The sequence below is a fragment of the Pseudomonas sp. Ga0074129 genome, assembly GCA_001465025.1.
Classification (GTDB): domain Bacteria; phylum Pseudomonadota; class Gammaproteobacteria; order Pseudomonadales; family Pseudomonadaceae; genus Aquipseudomonas.
In genome coordinates this window covers 1-15,853 of sequence record LNDO01000064.1, presented here as the reverse complement: position 1 = coordinate 15,853, position 15,853 = coordinate 1, and the positions used below count along the sequence as shown (strand labels likewise).

Annotated in this window: 13 protein-coding genes; 5 read left to right on the top strand and 8 right to left on the bottom strand. The window is 61.5% G+C overall.

Annotated features, from left to right (window positions below; all coding sequences use genetic code 11):
* Positions 1 to 16 precede the first annotated feature (16 nt).
* Positions 17 to 1,351: an MATE family efflux transporter gene (locus AUK77_RS06855; RefSeq protein WP_296127512.1), complete on the top strand. Its 1,335-nt coding sequence runs from the start codon at positions 17 to 19 to the stop codon at positions 1,349 to 1,351.
* Positions 1,352 to 1,490: 139 nt separating this feature from the next.
* Here AUK77_RS06855 and AUK77_RS06850 read toward each other — a convergent pair whose 3' ends face one another.
* From AUK77_RS06850 to AUK77_RS06820, 7 genes are all read right to left on the bottom strand, one after another.
* Positions 1,491 to 3,833, bottom strand: coding sequence for a M48 family metallopeptidase (locus tag AUK77_RS06850; protein ID WP_296127510.1), 2,343 nt, complete (start codon positions 3,831 to 3,833; stop codon positions 1,491 to 1,493).
* 77 nt (positions 3,834 to 3,910) lie between these two features.
* Entirely contained in the window at positions 3,911 to 5,245 is a 1,335-nt protein-coding gene (locus AUK77_RS06845) for an NAD(P)/FAD-dependent oxidoreductase (protein WP_296127508.1), read from the bottom strand.
* A gap of 132 nt (positions 5,246 to 5,377) precedes the next feature.
* Positions 5,378 to 5,803 (bottom strand): 3-isopropylmalate dehydratase, encoded by a 426-nt coding sequence (locus AUK77_RS06840; protein WP_296127506.1) that lies wholly within the window; start codon positions 5,801 to 5,803, stop codon positions 5,378 to 5,380.
* Positions 5,804 to 5,860: 57 nt separating this feature from the next.
* Entirely contained in the window at positions 5,861 to 6,298 is a 438-nt protein-coding gene (locus tag AUK77_RS06835) for an HIT family protein (RefSeq protein ID WP_296127504.1), read from the bottom strand.
* 94 nt (positions 6,299 to 6,392) lie between these two features.
* Entirely contained in the window at positions 6,393 to 7,316 is a 924-nt protein-coding gene (locus tag AUK77_RS06830; protein WP_296127652.1) for an FAD:protein FMN transferase, read from the bottom strand.
* Complete coding sequence (locus AUK77_RS06825) at positions 7,306 to 9,510, bottom strand: PepSY domain-containing protein (RefSeq protein ID WP_296127503.1); 2,205 nt, start codon at positions 9,508 to 9,510, stop codon at positions 7,306 to 7,308. The genes AUK77_RS06830 and AUK77_RS06825 overlap by 11 nt, the downstream gene beginning before the upstream one ends.
* A gap of 15 nt (positions 9,511 to 9,525) precedes the next feature.
* Positions 9,526 to 9,993, bottom strand: coding sequence for a DUF2271 domain-containing protein (locus AUK77_RS06820; RefSeq protein WP_296127501.1), 468 nt, complete (start codon positions 9,991 to 9,993; stop codon positions 9,526 to 9,528).
* Between the two features lie 278 nt (positions 9,994 to 10,271).
* On the opposite strand from AUK77_RS06820, the gene AUK77_RS06815 reads away from it, so the two are divergent.
* Entirely contained in the window at positions 10,272 to 11,219 is a 948-nt protein-coding gene (locus tag AUK77_RS06815) for an L-threonylcarbamoyladenylate synthase (RefSeq protein WP_296127498.1), read from the top strand.
* A 52-nt stretch (positions 11,220 to 11,271) separates the two neighbouring features.
* Here the strand turns inward: AUK77_RS06815 and AUK77_RS06810 are convergent, their stop codons facing one another.
* The gene (locus AUK77_RS06810) at positions 11,272 to 12,198 is read right to left on the bottom strand and encodes a LysR family transcriptional regulator (RefSeq protein WP_296127496.1); all 927 of its coding nucleotides are present in this window, start codon (positions 12,196 to 12,198) and stop codon (positions 11,272 to 11,274) included.
* Between the two features lie 92 nt (positions 12,199 to 12,290).
* On the opposite strand from AUK77_RS06810, the gene AUK77_RS06805 reads away from it, so the two are divergent.
* The 3 genes from AUK77_RS06805 to cysD are packed head-to-tail and all read left to right on the top strand — an operon-like array spanning position 12,291 to position 15,482.
* Positions 12,291 to 13,730, top strand: a complete 1,440-nt coding sequence (locus AUK77_RS06805; protein ID WP_296127494.1) for an NADP-dependent isocitrate dehydrogenase — start codon at positions 12,291 to 12,293, stop codon at positions 13,728 to 13,730.
* Complete coding sequence (locus AUK77_RS06800; RefSeq protein WP_296127492.1) at positions 13,711 to 14,550, top strand: DUF6671 family protein; 840 nt, start codon at positions 13,711 to 13,713, stop codon at positions 14,548 to 14,550. Before AUK77_RS06805 ends, AUK77_RS06800 begins: the two co-directional genes overlap by 20 nt.
* Entirely contained in the window at positions 14,547 to 15,482 is a 936-nt protein-coding gene (gene cysD / locus AUK77_RS06795) for a sulfate adenylyltransferase subunit CysD (protein ID WP_296127490.1), read from the top strand. The genes AUK77_RS06800 and cysD overlap by 4 nt, the downstream gene beginning before the upstream one ends.
* The last annotated feature ends 371 nt before the right edge of the window (positions 15,483 to 15,853 follow it).

Below are 15,853 nucleotides of genomic sequence, written 5' to 3'. Positions count from 1 at the left end.
TACCCGTGACCCTCTTATGAACAGCCACAGCCTCACCCGTACCTTCTGGCACTACACCATCCCGGCCGTCGCCGCCCTGATGATCAGCGGCCTGTACATGGTCGTAGATGGCATTTTTATCGGTCACGCCATGGGCGCAACCGGCCTCTCCGCGATCAACATGGCCTGGCCACTGTCCGGCGTCATGCTCGCCATCGGCATGATGATCGGCATGGGCAGTGGCGCGCAGTGCTCACTGGCGCAAGGCGCTGCCCAGTGGCCGCAAGCACGCAGCTACCTGGCACAGGCACTCTGGCTGCTGGTGATACTGGGCATCCCGACTGGTGCGCTGGTAATCCTGATCGGCCCGGCGTTTATGGCCATGCAGGGCGCACAAGGGGAACTGGCGGCGCTGGGCAATGACTACCTGCAAGTGATCGGCTGGGCCGCGCCGCTGGTGTTTGGCTCTATCGCCCTGCCGCTGTTGGTGCGCAACCTCGGCGCACCGCGACTGGCCACCCTAGCCATGCTGGTCGGCGCACTGACCAACGTCGCACTGGATTACCTGTTCATCATCGTCTGGCAATGGGGCCTGCATGGCGCGGCGCTGTCCACGGTGATGGGCGAAAGCCTGTCGGTGTTGATCTGTTTGGGCTACATCTTCAGCCGGCACAACCCGCTGAGCCTGCAACGAGCGGCCTGCCGCTTCAACTTGCACCACAGCCTTGAGTCACTGACCACCGGCTTTTCCAGCATGTTGATGTACCTCTACATGAGCCTGGTAGTGGTGTTGCACAACCTGCTGTTTATGCACTACGGCAGCCCGCTGCAGGTGGCTGCCTATGCCATCGCCGGTTACCTGATGGCGTTTTATTACATGTTTGCCGAAGGCGTTTGCGGCGGCATGCAGCCCTTGGTCAGCTACTTCTACGGAGCCCGCGAACCGGACAAAGTGCGCCGCGTGCTGCGCCTGGGCTTGCTCACGGCGGTCGGCAGTGGCCTGCTGATGACGGCGGCCCTGCTGCTGTTGCCTAAAGCCTTTGCCAGCATATTCAGCGGCAGCGATGAGGCCTTGCTCGACGCCAGCGCCACGGGTATTCGCCTGCACCTGTTCGCCATGTTTCTGGATGGTTTTATCGTCCTAGCCGCCAGCTTCTTCCAAGCCATGGGCCAGGCCCGCAACGCCACGTTGGTGACGGTGGGCAACATGCTGATCCAACTGCCCTTCCTGGCCATTCTGCCGCTGATATGGGGCCTCAACGGCGTCTGGCTAGCGCTGCCGCTGTCCAACGTCTGCCTGAGCTTGGTGGTGATCTGGATGCTCTGGCGTCAGTTGCAGCAGCTAAAAACACTCAACAAAGCCTCCCCATGAACGCAAACGCGGAGCAGCCGCTGTAAGTGACGCACGAGCAAGAGCATCACTTACAACCTTCAAACCTTGCAGATAAGAACCCAACTACAGCGCATAACGCGCACGGGAGCGGAGGCTGTTGTTATCAAGCACCGCTCGCTCAATCTGGATCGCCAATCTTGAGCACCAGCCGAATGCCGCGCAGGCCCTGCTCGCGCTCACGCTGCAAGGCATAGCTGGCCAGTTCAGCCATGGCCCGGCGATGCACATAGGCCAGGCTGTCGATCAGCGTGGCGCTGTTGCGCAGGAATTCGACCGGTTCGCCGGCCTGGGCATTCAGTCGTGGGCAGCGCAGGCGTAGATAACCACCCAGCGTGCTGCCATCGAGCAAGGACTGTGGAATCTGATCCGCCGCTTTGAGCAAGCGCAGGGCCAGATCCTGATAGCGCGACAAGGCATCCTGGCTCAAGCGCTCAGTAAGACTGTCCGGGTTCTGCTGATGCCAATCCAGAAAACGCTCGGCCAGCTCACGGGCCTCCAGCAGGCGCGCATAGTCGACATACAGCTTGCTTAATTGCAGCGCCAGACGGGTTGTTTCACGCAGCGCCGTGGTTGCACCCGCCAGGCTCAACTCCAGACGACGCCGGTATAACGAAGCAGCCTGGAGTAACTGCAACTGCGCCGGTGTCTTGCCCTCATCGATTTGTCGATACAAGGGCAAGTGCTTAGCCGGGTCAAACGCCTCGCTGTCACTGAGTCGCGAGGTCACCCCGTTGCGCTGCAACTCGCCACACCAGGCCAGCGCCACCCGTTGGTCTTCATGCGCTTCAGCCTGGGTCCAGGCCTGAGTAATTTCCGGAGAAAGGCGGCGCAATTCGTCAATTACAGCCTGCCAGCCCAGCGTGGCATGGGCTGCCTGAACCGGCTGATGCAACGCCAGCCAGGGCAGGTTGCGCCATTGCCGACCTGTCCATTCCCAAAGCTGATCAAGCGCCTCTTCGCGCTGGGCGCTGATCTGGAAGATCTGCTGGCTGTCCTGCAACTGCTGCTCGTCATAGTCCAGCCCTAACTCCGCGTAGTACGCCTGGGTGACACGCTGGCAATGCTCGGCGAAGTGCTCGAACAGAACGGCCGCCGGGCGGGCGTCATGCAAGTAGCCAGGCGCCTGCAGGGTTTCACTGTGCTGGATACGCGCCAGATCGGCTGGGTGCGTGTGCCAGTAGCGGGTACTGCCCTCTTCGAGGCTTTGCTCCATCTGCTGCCGCGTGGCCTTGCTCATGCTGGAAGTCTTCTCGGCAGTGGCGTGCGGCATATCGCGCAGAAGACGACGCTCACGCCAAGTACGGGCATTCTGCTGATCCACTTCGCGCCAGGCCCAAGACAACGCACGCAGCTGCAAGGCACTGCCACGAAATGCCGCACTCCCGGCGAGCAAACTCTCGTAGCGGTCGGCGTCGAACTCCAGCTGCCGCGACAGCGAGCGGGACAGGCGAAAGCTCAGCCAGAAACAGCCACGCATCAGCAGCCGCGACAACTCGATACCCTGCTGCGCCACCCAGATGGCCAACTGCAGAATCCACCAGGGATCGTTTTCCAACCATTCCTGAAGGCGATCATCCCAAGGGTCGCGGCTATTGCTGCGCACTTCCAGCCAGGCATTGACCGAGTTGACCAGGAAGTTACAGCGCATACCCAGACGCTGAGCAAAGTGGCCAAACTCGTGCCCCAGTACGCCGACAAACTGCTGCACGCTCATCCCGGCAACCAGTGGCATGCCGATGGTCAGCACCTTGCGGCCAGAAAAGAACCCACTCCAGCCATCCTCGAAATGCACGCTGGCATTCACTTCATTGGACAGCTGCACCGCCACCGGTGGGCGCAGGCCAATCGCCTGACACAACTGGCTGATCACCAACTGCAAACGCGGTTCGCGGGCCAGATCTAGCTCCAGCGGCTTATCGCCACGCTGGCTAGGAAGAAAGAATGGCCGCGCCATAAACAACAGCAAAATGCCGCCACTGATCGCGGGAACGCCATAGATGCAAAGCAACAACCAGATATTGCGCAAGCCGCCGAGGTATTCGTGGATATGCATCAGGTACCAAGCAAGTCCCACGCCCAGGCCAATCACCAACCCTGCATAAAGCGTCGGCACCAGCAGGCAGCAGAGCGTGACCAGAAACAACTGCAGGGCATAGGCCGGACCGGGGCGGGCGCGCTTAAGGCCCTTCTGGGCTAACTCCTGCAAGACCTTCAGAGGGTCGACTGCCGCAGGCGTGGCAACCTCTTCGACCGAGACTGCCAGGCCTGCCTGTTGCAACCGACTGCACCAGCGCTCGGCACTTGGCTGATCCAAACTACTCTTGACCACCCGCCGTGCCGGCGGCAACAGGGCCTTTACCTGGGCCTCGGAGAACTTCAGCTGCGTCTGTAGATGCTGAGCAATCTGCTCAGGCGTAAACCCGGGCAATGCCCGGCCACTCAGCACAACACGGAACGACACGGCGATCCCTCGCGACAAATTGAAATGGGTGATCAGATTAACAAAGCGTGCAGCACTCGCGGCCTGTCACACATGACTCAAGTCACTGACAGCTGAGCAGTATTTGGGGCGGGCGCACGTTCATCTAGCCCCTGCGCCTCAGGCTGGCCATTCCAGACCTGCAACGGCCGCTCGGCCCCCTTCAGTAACCAACCACTGCGCCCACCGACTAGGGTGCTGACTGCATGCGCACGGCCAAATGGATTGTGCCGAGCCAGCAACAACACACTGTCGCGCAGCCAGGCCAAGCTGCGGCTGTGGGATTGGAACAACGGGGTGAGCAAACGGCTGGCTTGGCGGTAGTAGCGCAGGTGATCACGCCGGCTGCTCGCATAGGCGGCGAATACCGCTGACCAGTCGCAGTCCGTCGCTGTGTTCTGTGCGGTAACAGCTGCGCAGAGAGCCGCCGCATCCACCAAGGCCATATTCGCGCCTTGGCCCAGTTGCGGGCTCATGGCATGGGCGCAGTCGCCAATGGCAATTACCCGGCCGTCGTGCCACTGCTGCATGCGTACATCGGCATACACCGCCTGGCTCAGTTGTTCAGGATGCTCAATAAGCTCAACAAATGGCTCGGCCGCGCGGCCGGCCAGTTGCAGCACCTGAGCTTTCCAGGCAGCCAATCCAGCTTCGCGCCAGGCACCGAACTGCGCCACCGGCAGGCTCCAGAACAAACTGCTCAGTTCTTGCTCGCGGTTCTGGTGAGTACGCCCGGTGGGCATGATGCCGAACATTTGCGCGCTATCCCGATACCACTGGCGCAGGTCCGTGGCATCCGGCGCGTGTGGCGACGGTGCCGGGGTCGGCAAAATGCTCCACAGTGCGCCCCAAGGGTAAGGCTGCAGCCATTGCTTGACCTGCATCTGCCCACGCAAGGCCGAACGCACGCCATCGGCCAGCACCAGCGCGGCGAACTCGCCGAATGGCTGCTCGACGCCCTGTTCGTCCTGACTATATAGCTTCACATGGCTACCGTGCTGGCTGAAACGACTGATATGCACACCGGTTTCAATCTGCACACCGGCGTGCCGCGCCGCGTTGAGCAACTCCGTAAGCAAAACACTGCGGTGAATACCCATGCCGAAACTGTCGGGCTGCCAATGCGCGTAACGGGTATCGAGAATCACCCGGCCATTGGCCGAGGTGCCGTACAAGCGACTGACCGCCGCGCCCAGGCTGCTGCATTCAGCAAACAGCCCCAACTGTTGCAGCACGGCCAACCCCGACGGCTGCAACAAAATACCGGCACCCACGGGCTGCAACACTGGCACACGTTCCAGCAGGCGCACGCTAAAACCTTGGCGCGCCAGAAAAAGCGCGGTGGCCAACCCCGCTGTACCGGCCCCTACAATGGCAATCGACAATCCCTTCACGCCCCGCCTCCACTCATTAGCTGGGTGGAGTCTACCCGCGCGAACTGCCTGTATCACCCTGACAGCAACTCCGCGGTGAACTACGACACAGCAAATCGCCCCCTGTAGAACAAGGAACAGCGCATTAGCGCGTTATGGGCTTAGCGGCACAATGTCAAAGCCCTTGCGGTTGTCGCTGAGGATGCGGAACTGTTGCTGCGTGCCCGGCGTAACCTTCACGGCCAGTTCGCGGCGCAGGCGGCCTTTGCCGCACAAGGTGTCATCCATTTCATCGATGCCGATGCCGAGTACACGCGTGCCGACCGGCACTTGAAACTGCGCCTGTTCGCCGACGCCAATCCGCGCGGCCACTCGGCGATCGACCAGAATGGCCACGTAACACCCGCCGCCCATGCCGCCGAAGTCGCGGTTGACGGTCAACTGACCGCCTTGCGTCAGCGGCGTCTGATAGCCGAGCAAACGTTCAGCCGGTACAGGTTTGATGTACTCAGCTTCGGGCTGCCACGAAGAGCAGCCCGCCAACAGCAACACCGGTAAAACCGCCGCAATCAATCGCATAACCGCCCTCCATGGGCACCGAACAAGGGGGAACAGGCTGTCGTTGCTTCTACGCGATCAACCCGCCATGCGCGCGACGATTCGCGCCTGCAACGCGGCCAATGCCTCTGGCTCAGCCTGGCCACCAGCATGCACGGCCAGCGCTTCGCCTTCATAGCGCGGCACAATGTGCATGTGCAGGTGGAATACGGTTTGCCCGGCCGGTGCGCCATTGAACTGCGCCACTTGCACGCCAGCGGGCTGCAACTCGGCCACCAGCACGTTGGCCAGCATCTGCACAACGGTGACGACCTTGGTCAGGCTGTCGGCATCTATTTCCAGAATATTGCGAGCCGCTGCGCGCTTGGGAATGACCAGCGTGTGGCCGAAGGACTGCGGAAACACATCGAGAAAGGCCAGCACATCGTCATCTTCGTACAGCTTGTAGCAGGGGATTTCGCCGCGGATGATCTTGGCAAAGATGTTCTGGTTGTCGTAGTCGCCGTGCAGGCTCATCGGGGTTCTCCGTTGCGCGAGGGATGAAAGGGCTTAACCATACCGACTTCTGCGCAACAGGCAAAACCCACGCTGCTCCAACCCGTCTGGTGCGTTAGAACCCGACCATCACCTCACGCAATTCATCGCCTTCACGGACAACAAAAATCACACTCAGGCCCCTCGCTATAGCCACCTGCGTACCGCGCTCCACGCCCAACACCATCAGTGCGGTCGCCCACGCATCGGCGTACATGCAAGTGGCGCAAAGCACCGATACCGAAGCCAGATCAGAGGCAAGAGGTGCACCCAGATAGGGGTCCATCGTGTGGGAGAACACGCTGCCATCACGCTCGCGCCAATGGCGATAGTCGCCCGATGTCGCCATCGCCGTGTTGCTCAGCGCCAGTGAGCCCAGCACCTCACGGCGACCCTTAGTAGGTTTTTCCAACGCTATGCACCAGTCACTGTCATCTGCCTTGACACCTTTGGCACGCATTTCACCATCAATACTCACCAGGTAAGCCGCCACGCCATGGCTGTCGAGGCAACGGGCCAACTGGTCGACGGCAAAACCCTTGGCGATGCCGTTCAGATCCAGGCTTAGCGGCGCGTGTTTGCGCACACGGCAAGCAGCCGAATCAAGTTCGAGTACAGCACGTGCGCTGACCGGCTTATCGGGCAAGGCTAACGACGGCGGCTGCGGGCCAAAACCACAGGCAGTGACCAACGCGCCCACACCAATCTCAAATGCACCGTCCGACTCGTCACTCACATGCAACGCACTGAGCAAGACCCACATCAGCTGTTCGGGCACGCTAAGCCACTCGTGACACGCGGCCCGATTCAACTTCATCAAGTCAGATTCGGGATTCCAGGTCGACATTTGCTGGTCGACCGCCTCCACCGCCTGTTGCAGCTGCGCAGCCAACATCGATTGATCAAGGTCGCTGGACGCATAAAAAATGGCGCTGTAGCGGGTGCCCATCGTCATACCGTTAAGGTTGAAGCGTTGCTGCACCAGCGGCTTAGTAGACATCTTCACGGTAGCGCCCTTGCAGCTTCAGCTGCTCAATGCTGGAACCTAATTGCACAAGCAGCGGCTCCAGGACAGCGCGTACACCGGCGGCCATGTCCCGCGAACCACAGACCAATACCTGCGCCCCTTGCTGCAACCACGTGAGTAATGCTGGGGCGTCCTGTTGCAAACGCTCCTGCACATACATCGGCTGGCTCGACTGAGAGAATGCCAACCCCAGGCTGGTCAGACGGCTATCGGCCAGGCAGTCGCTTAACTCCGTTTCATAGAGGAAGTCGGACTGCGCATTACGTCCCCCCCAATAGAGATGCAGTGGTCGCTTATGGGTATTTTTACGGACGAAACCAATAAGCGGTGCAACACCGGCACCCGCGCCCACCAGTATCAGCGGATGACGCCCGGCTGTTGGGCGGAAAGCCGGATGTGACTGGGTGCATGCCTCAATACGCTGCCCGACCTCAAGCTCATGCAGCCAGGTTGAGCAGCGCCCTTGCGGCTGTTTACGCACACAGATTTCCAGAACGCGGTCCTCGCTACTGCTGGCAATTGAGTAGTAACGCGGCGACAAATTGCCCCCAGGACTCACGGCCAGCAAATCGCCAGGCTCAAAGCGCGGACGACGGGCACGCAACCAGCCTCGTTTGGGCGACGCCGCAACCGCAAAACGCAGGATCGCAGCCGGTGACTCGCTCTGCTCGCCATAGAGCTTGCGGCTGATCAGTTGCAGGGTTTGCGGGTGGGTCTGGTTCGTTTCCTGGCTGAAGTGCAGGTCAACTGAGAGGCGCTGGCTCAACGCAGCAGCCCATTGATTAAGCCCCTCAAGCGACTGACGGTCGATGCAGTGCAACGGCAATAATGCCGGCAACCCCTGTTGCCGCAGACCTTGCTCAACATCATGGGCGTATGCGCAGAAGCCCTGGAATGTGGAATCACCAAACCCCAGTAACGCCACCGACATCCCCTTATCCAATTGGCTCTGCTGCAAGCGGGCAAGAAAGTCACGCGCCGACTCCGGGGCTTGGCCGTCACCATAGGTCGAGGTGAGCAGCAGCATATGCCGCGCCTTGGGGTAGCAGGGCTGCAGCTGATTCATGCTCGCGCAATGCACCTCAAGCCCCTGCGTACGCAGTTGTGCGTAGAGCTGCCGGGCATAGCCCCACGTCGCACCCCCTTGGCTGCCGACCAGAAGAACAATCTCCGCCCGCTGGGCCGACGAATTACCGCGCAGGTTGCTCGCCTGACGCGAGCGCCGCCACCACGCCAGCAGACCGCTCGCACTGAGAAACAGCACACTCAGACAACCACTGCCCAGCACCAGCGCCCACAGGGGCGAATGTGCCCCGGTATGCAACTCATACAACGCCTCATATACACGCGCGCCAAACCCGTGGGGCTGATAGCTGATCCATTGCCCGCTGCTCGCATTAACGAAACCTGTGCCGGCCGCTGTGCGAACCAGAAAGTAGTTAGCGCTCGCAGGATCACTGGGGAATTCCAACTCTCGAAGCTCGTGCAACGTCAGCGCATTCAAGGCGGGCAGACTCGCCAACGCGGCGGCAGGCTCGGCGTAGGTGGCGGTGGGATAAGCCGGTTCTGCATCCTCAACATCACCCAGCCATCCTTGGCTGCTGGCAGCCAGGTAGAGCCCACTTACGGCCAACATCGCCAGCACAGGCAGCGCCCAACGCGACACCACCGTATGCCAATGCATGAGCCCCTGAGCAGCGGGAATCGGCATAAAGAGCCGACGCCATCCGCCCAGTCGCCTTGCCAGCAACCCGCAGCCGGTCAGCACCAACAGCAACAAGGCCAACGCCGACAAGGCGCTCACCCACCGCCCCCAATCGCCCACCATAAATTCGCGGTGCAGGCTGCGAATCCAGCTGAGCGCAGGCGACGATTGATAAGGCGCCAGGGTCGCCCCCGTGAGCGGATCAACCACCACGGTATCGCTGGACAGGTCATTGCTGAACGCGACGCGCAATTCACCGCTGGGCGCGCGTTCGATACGTTCGACGCCTTGTATCTGGCCCGCGATGCGATCGACCACGGCCCCTACTGGTAACTCGCTGCCGGGGGCTGCGCGCAAATGATCAACCAGCGTATTCGTGGACAGCATCAGCCCCGTGACGGCAGAGACCATCAGCACAGCGCTCAGCAGCAAGCTGATGAGAACATGGGTGCGATTCAGCATGGGCGTGCTCCAAGGTCAGAACTGATAGCGAAAGCTGTCGACAAAGCCGTTTGCACTGCCGCTGGCTGCTGCACCTTGGCTGCTTAACGGCACAGCGATATCGGCACGGCTGTCACGCTTATCCTCGACAGCAGAGTCGATACGCGCCTCATAGCCCGCATCGATCAAAGCGTTTTCGAGTTCCACAACCACTTCCAGTGTTTCTCCACTGCCCACACTGGCGCCGGTGAGCCCGTCATATTCAGCGGGTTTGTTGCCTGCACGCGCCCAGTCACGTAAATGTTTGTAGTACTTGGCTTTTTTGCCAGAGACCCACAGCGTCCGCTGGTAGTTGCCCTGGGCGTCGGTGACATAAATCGCCAGGTAGGCCCCATTGCCGCGGTAGTCTTTGAGCGTGGTTTGAAGGGTAATTTCACGGGCCTGCGCCATGCTGGGGATGGTCGCCATACCGGCAAGGGCAAGGACTAAAGCGGTGTTGTTCATGACAGGTCTCTCCGAGAGGAATGAGCCAACCCTAACGGCCTAACCTGAAGCCAAACTGAAGCAAAAAAATCGCTGACTTAATGTGCATTTAAGCTTGCTCTGCGCCTCCACTCTGCGGCGCAGGCGCGTCAATTCCCACGCCACAGGCTGGCGGCCCATTTGCCCACACCACCCGACAAACTAATCTGCCAATGACGGCCCGCAGCACGTAAAGTAGCGCCCCGTGCTGGCCGTGATGGCGGGCGCGTTCTTGTCTCTTAGCCTTTTGCAGTTCAGCCATGCCCTTGATCACTGAAGACCTCGCCCTGTGTACCCAACGCCTGCGTGACGGGCATCTGCTGGCCATGCCCACCGAGACGGTTTACGGCCTGGCGGCGGATGCGCGCAATGACGACGCGGTGCATAAGGTGTTCGCGCTCAAGGGTCGGCCCAGCAGCAACCCGCTGATCGTGCACCTGCACGATGCCGCGCAGGCCGGTGAATGGGCCGCGCTGATTCCCCCGCAGGCGGCGCGGTTGATGGCCGCCTTCTGGCCGGGGCCACTGACGCTGGTGCTGCCGGCGCGTGATGACGTGCTGCGCAGCGTCACCGCCGGACAAAACACCGTGGCTTTGCGTGTGCCAGCCCATCCGCTGGCACGCGAACTGTTGCAGCGTTTTGCCGGTGGTTTGGTGGCTCCGTCGGCCAACCGCTATATGTCGATCAGCCCAACCAGCGCCGAACATGTGGCGCAACAGTTTGCCGAGAGCGATTTGCACATCCTCGATGGCGGCCCGTGCCGGGTGGGTTTGGAGTCGACCATTGTCGGCGTGTTGCCGGGCGAGCCGCCGCGCTTGCTGCGCGAGGGCATGTTGACCGCCAGTGAGATCGAACGTGTGCTAGGTGAGCCGCTGCAACACGGCGCAGCAGGCCAACTGCGCGTGCCCGGCCAGCATCACAAGCATTACGCCCCGGACACCCCGGCGTTGCGCTTTCAGCAACCGCCCACAGATGCACTGACAGACCCGCAATGCGCCTGGATCTGGTGTGGCACACCGCAGATCACAGCAGGACCGGCGCTGGATTTAAGTGCGGACCCCGAGCAGTACGCTCAGGGTTTGTATGCCGCACTCTATGCACTGGACAACCTGGGCGTGCAGCGCCTGCTAATCCAGACCCCACCGCAGGGCGAGGCCTGGGGCGCGGTACACGACCGTTTGGCCCGCGCCAGCCAGCCGCTGGACTGATACAGGCCACAAAACGCCGCGACGGCGCCACCAATCAATTTAGCGCCGCCCATCAATTGCTGATCAGCAATGAATCCCCTTCCCGCACGAAATCACTGAAGGCTGCGGCCACCGGCGACAGCACCTTGCTGCGCCAGCGCACAAGGTACCAGCGGTTGGGAATGGGGAATTGTTCAACGTCCAACTCCACCAAGTTGCCCGGCGCGGTGTGCACCAGGGTATGGCGCGAAAGGATGGCAATACCCAGCCCGGCGGCGACGGTTTCCTTGATCGCTTCGTTGCTTTCAATGGTCATGTGCGGGCGCAGCGTCCAGCCAAAGCGGCTGAAATGCTCTTCGATGGCGCGCCGGGTGCCGGAGCCGGGCTCACGGCTGATAAACGGCTGATCGGCCAAGTCTTCCCAGCGCAAGCGTTTACCGGCCAGCGGATGCCCAGCGGGGGCGATCACCACCAGCGGGTTATCAGCCAGTGGCGTGGCGAGGATATCCAACTGCAGCGGCGGCTGGCTGAACACGTAGAGGTCATCGCGGTTGTCTTGCAGGCGATGAATGATTTCCGAGCGGTTGCCGATGTTGAACTGCACCTCCACCTGCGGATAGGTGCGGCAAAACGGCCCCAAAAGACGCGGCACCAGGTACTTGGCCGTGGTCACCACGCCCAGGCGCAACTGGCCCGCCGTTAGCCCGCGCAGTTGGCCCAAGCGCATCTCCAGGCCGTCGAGAGCATCAAACAACTCGCGCGTACCTTGCAGCACTTCGCGGCCGGCATCGGTCATGTGCAGGCGCTTGCCGATCTGTTCAAACAGCTTCAGCCCCAAGGCTTGTTCGAGCTTGCCCAATTGCGTGGACACCGACGGCTGGGCCAGGTGAAGCGCGTGCGCCGCTTCCGTCACGCTCAGGCGTTCAGCCACCTCGCGGAAGATTTCCAACTGGCGAAAGGTGGTCTGGCGGGTGTGGAAGCGCAGTTTATCCATTGCCATTTAGCAATACTCAAGCCGGTTAAATTCGATTATCAACAATTCATACAGGTGACCAGAATAGCCCCAACCCCACCGCAATGACGAGGCGCATCATGCACAAGACTCCCATCACAGTTGCTTACGGCGACGGCATCGGCCCGGAAATCATGCAGGCCACCCTGCGCATCCTTGAAGCCGCTGGCGCGGCCATCGAGCCAGAAATCATTGAAGTGGGCGAAGCCGTCTACCTGCGCGGCGAACAAGCCGGGATCGCCCCCGAGGCGTGGGAATCGCTGCGCCGCACCAAGGTGTTCCTCAAAGCACCGATCACCACGCCACAGGGCGGCGGCTACAAAAGCCTCAACGTCACCACCCGCAAGGCACTGGGCCTATACGCCAACGTACGGCCCTGCATTGCCTACGCGCCCTTTGTGCACACCAAGCACCCGACCATGGACCTGGTGATCGTGCGCGAAAACGAGGAAGACCTCTACGCCGGGATCGAGCACCGGCAGAGCGACGAGGTGTTCCAGTGCCTCAAGCTGATCACCCGGCCCGGCTGCGAGCGCATCGTCCGCTACGCCTTCGACTACGCCCGTCAGCAAGGGCGGCGCAAGGTCAGCTGCTTCGTCAAAGACAACATCATGAAATTCACCGATGGCCTGTTCCACGAGGTGTTTGACGAAATCGGCAAGGAATACCCGGATATCGAACAGGAAACTTGGATCGTCGATATCGGCGCGGCCAAAATGGCCGACACCCCCGAGATGTTTGACGTGCTGGTGATGCCCAACCTGTATGGCGACATCCTCTCCGACGTCGCCGCGCAAATCGCCGGCAGCGTGGGCATGGCTGGTTCGGCCAATATCGGCGAGCAATGTGCCATGTTCGAGGCCATTCACGGCTCAGCACCGCGTCGCGCCGGGCAAAACCTGGCCAACCCATCCGGCCTGCTGCAAGGCGCGGTGCAAATGCTGCTGCACATCGGTCAGGGCGAGGTCGCCAGCCGCATACAGAACGCCTGGCTGCGCACGCTGGAAGAAGGCCTGCACACCTACGACATCTACGACGAAGCCCACAGCCGGCAAAAGCTCGGCACCCGTGAGTTTGCCGATGCCATCATCGCGCGCCTTGGTCAGCGTCCGGAGCAACTGCGGGCAGTGGATTACCCGGCCGACAGCCGCCTGCCGCAGCGGCCGGTGCAACCGCGCCCAGCCGCGCACAAAGTGCTGGTCGGGGTGGATGTGTTCCTGCATCAACGCGCCCTGCCCGCCAGCGAACTGGGCGCACGCCTGCAAACACTGGCCAGCAGCGAACTGCCGCTGTCAGTCATCACCAACCGTGGGGTCAAGGTGTGGCCAAACGGCTTCAGCGAAACCAGCTGCGTCGATCACTGGCGCTGCCGGTTTATCGCACCCGCCGGGCAATCGGTGGACTTCGCCGAACTGCTGGCCTTGCAAACACGCCTGAACATGGCGGGTTTTGAGCCGATCAAAACCGAGAACCTCTACACCTTCGACGGGGAGGCGGGCTTTGCAGCGGTGCACGGATAAGCACAGGCCGCTGCAACGCGCGGCCTTTCTCACCTGTCATCACAAAGCGCCGCTGGTGGAGGCGGCGCTGGCTGACTGCGGGCTGGCGGTGGAGACGCTGGACAGCTTCGACACCGACCAGCTCGGCACCTTCAGCCGTGAGGTGAACCGTCCGCAGAGCGCGCAAGAGACAGCCCTGGCCAAGGCCAAACTGGCCACCGACTTAGCCGGCACGCGTTACGGCCTGGGTAGCGAAGGCAGCTTTGGCCGCGACCCGCATGTGGGCTGGATGCCCTGGGATTACGAACTGCTCTGCCTGTGGGACGCCGAACGCGAATACGCGGTGTATGCCCTGGCCGGTTCCGGGGCCACCAACTACGCGCAGGCGGAAGTCGACAGCCTGGAGGCGGCGCAGGCCTTTATGGACAAAGCGCAGTTTCCCGAACACGCGCTGATCATCGGCCGCGCGGGCGAGCCGTGGTTTCGCAAAGGCATACGCCGGCGCGAAACCCTGCTCGACCTGTTGCACACCCTGCTGCCCATCCACGGGCGCGTCTGGCTGGAAACCGACATGCGCGCCCACCTCAACCCCCTGCGCCAAGCGGTGATTCGCGACGCCGCAGCGGCACTGGCCAAACGCCTTAGCCAGTGTTGCCCGGCCTGCGCCGCACCGGGGTTTGCCCTGGCGCGCAGCGAACCGGGCTTGCACTGCGAAGCCTGCGGCATCAGCACCGCGCTGGCCGCCACACACATCTGGGAATGCCCGGCCTGCGCCTACGCCGAACGCCACCCGGTCACCAGCAAAGCCCCTGCGGCGCACTGTGGATACTGCAACCCATGACTACCCTGACGCCCTCCATACAACACCTTGGCCACCTACGCGCGCTGGAAGCCGAAGCCATTCACATCCTGCGTGAAGTGGTGGCGGTGATGCGCAACCCCTGCCTGTTCTACTCCATCGGCAAAGACTCCACGGTGCTGCTGCACCTGGCGCGCAAGGCCTTCTACCCCGGCACCCTGCCCTTTCCGCTGCTGCATGTGGACACCGGTTGGGAATTTGCCGAAATGGCGCAGTTTCGCGACCGCCTGGCCGAGCGCCTGAACCTCGACATGCGCGTGCACATCAACCCGGACGGCGAACGCCTGGGCATCACGCCCTACTCGGTTGGCTCGGCCAAATACACCGACGTGATGAAAACCGACGCGCTGAAACAGGCGCTGGACCAGTACGGTTTTGATGCCTGCTTTGGCGGCGCACGGCGCGACGAAGAAAAGTCACGGGCCAAAGAACGCGTCTGCTCCTTCCGCGACCCCAACCACCGCTGGGACCCAAAAAACCAGCGCCCGGAGCTTTGGCAGCTGTACAACACCAAGGTCAACGCGGGCGAAAGCCTGCGCGTATTCCCCCTGTCGAACTGGACCGAGCTGGACATCTGGCAGTACATCCACCTGGAAAACATCGACATCGTTGACCTCTACCGCGCCGCACCAAGGCCGGTGGTGGAACTGCACGGCACGCTGATCTGCATCGACGACGAACGCATCCTGCCGCACCTGAGCGCCGAACAGCGCGCCAGCATCGAAACACGCTGGGTACGCTTCCGCACGCTGGGCTGCTACCCACTGACCGGCGCCGTGGAATCCACCGCCACCGACCTGCCGCAGATCATTCAAGAAATGCTGATGACCCGCACCTCAGAACGCCAAGGCCGAATCATCGACCACGACCAGGACGGCTCTATGGAGAAGAAGAAAATCGAAGGGTATTTCTAGCGGGCGGTTGAAACATCAACTGCGTGGCTATTGCTGGATTTAAAACAGGCTGGAACGTCGCGTTTCAGCTTGCTTGTTTGCAGCGTGTCACCGTGCGGGTGGCGCGGCCTGCGAAGCTGCACGGAATTGACTTGCGAAGTGCAGTCGGTCTGACCGGGTATGTGCGGGGGTATAGAGCCAGACACAGCGTAATGGCGACTGGCAGGTATCGGCCAAAAGCGGCCACTAATTTCTTGGCAATCAACAGCAGAAAAAGCATTATGGAAACAACTGCTCACGCGCAGTCCCATCTTCGGCGGCATGGATGCCTTGCTTATCTCACACAAGCATTCATTCCTGCTAGCTTTGGCGACATGCTGTGAAGCGCGGGC

Bases quoted from the DNA above. Each gene is read 5' to 3' on its own strand.
- AUK77_RS06830 (WP_296127652.1), bottom strand. From the start codon at position 7,316: ATGTCTACTAAGCCGCTGGTGCAGCAACGCTTCAACCTTAACGGTATG.
- cysD (WP_296127490.1), top strand. From the start codon at position 14,547: ATGACTACCCTGACGCCCTCCATACAACACCTTGGCCACCTACGCGCG.
- AUK77_RS06805 (WP_296127494.1), top strand. From the start codon at position 12,291: ATGCACAAGACTCCCATCACAGTTGCTTACGGCGACGGCATCGGCCCG.
- AUK77_RS06815 (WP_296127498.1), top strand. From the start codon at position 10,272: ATGCCCTTGATCACTGAAGACCTCGCCCTGTGTACCCAACGCCTGCGT.
- AUK77_RS06840 (WP_296127506.1), bottom strand. From the start codon at position 5,803: ATGCGATTGATTGCGGCGGTTTTACCGGTGTTGCTGTTGGCGGGCTGC.
- AUK77_RS06820 (WP_296127501.1), bottom strand. From the start codon at position 9,993: ATGAACAACACCGCTTTAGTCCTTGCCCTTGCCGGTATGGCGACCATC.
- AUK77_RS06855 (WP_296127512.1), top strand. From the start codon at position 17: ATGAACAGCCACAGCCTCACCCGTACCTTCTGGCACTACACCATCCCG.
- AUK77_RS06835 (WP_296127504.1), bottom strand. From the start codon at position 6,298: ATGAGCCTGCACGGCGACTACGACAACCAGAACATCTTTGCCAAGATC.
- AUK77_RS06825 (WP_296127503.1), bottom strand. From the start codon at position 9,510: ATGCTGAATCGCACCCATGTTCTCATCAGCTTGCTGCTGAGCGCTGTG.
- AUK77_RS06810 (WP_296127496.1), bottom strand. From the start codon at position 12,198: ATGGCAATGGATAAACTGCGCTTCCACACCCGCCAGACCACCTTTCGC.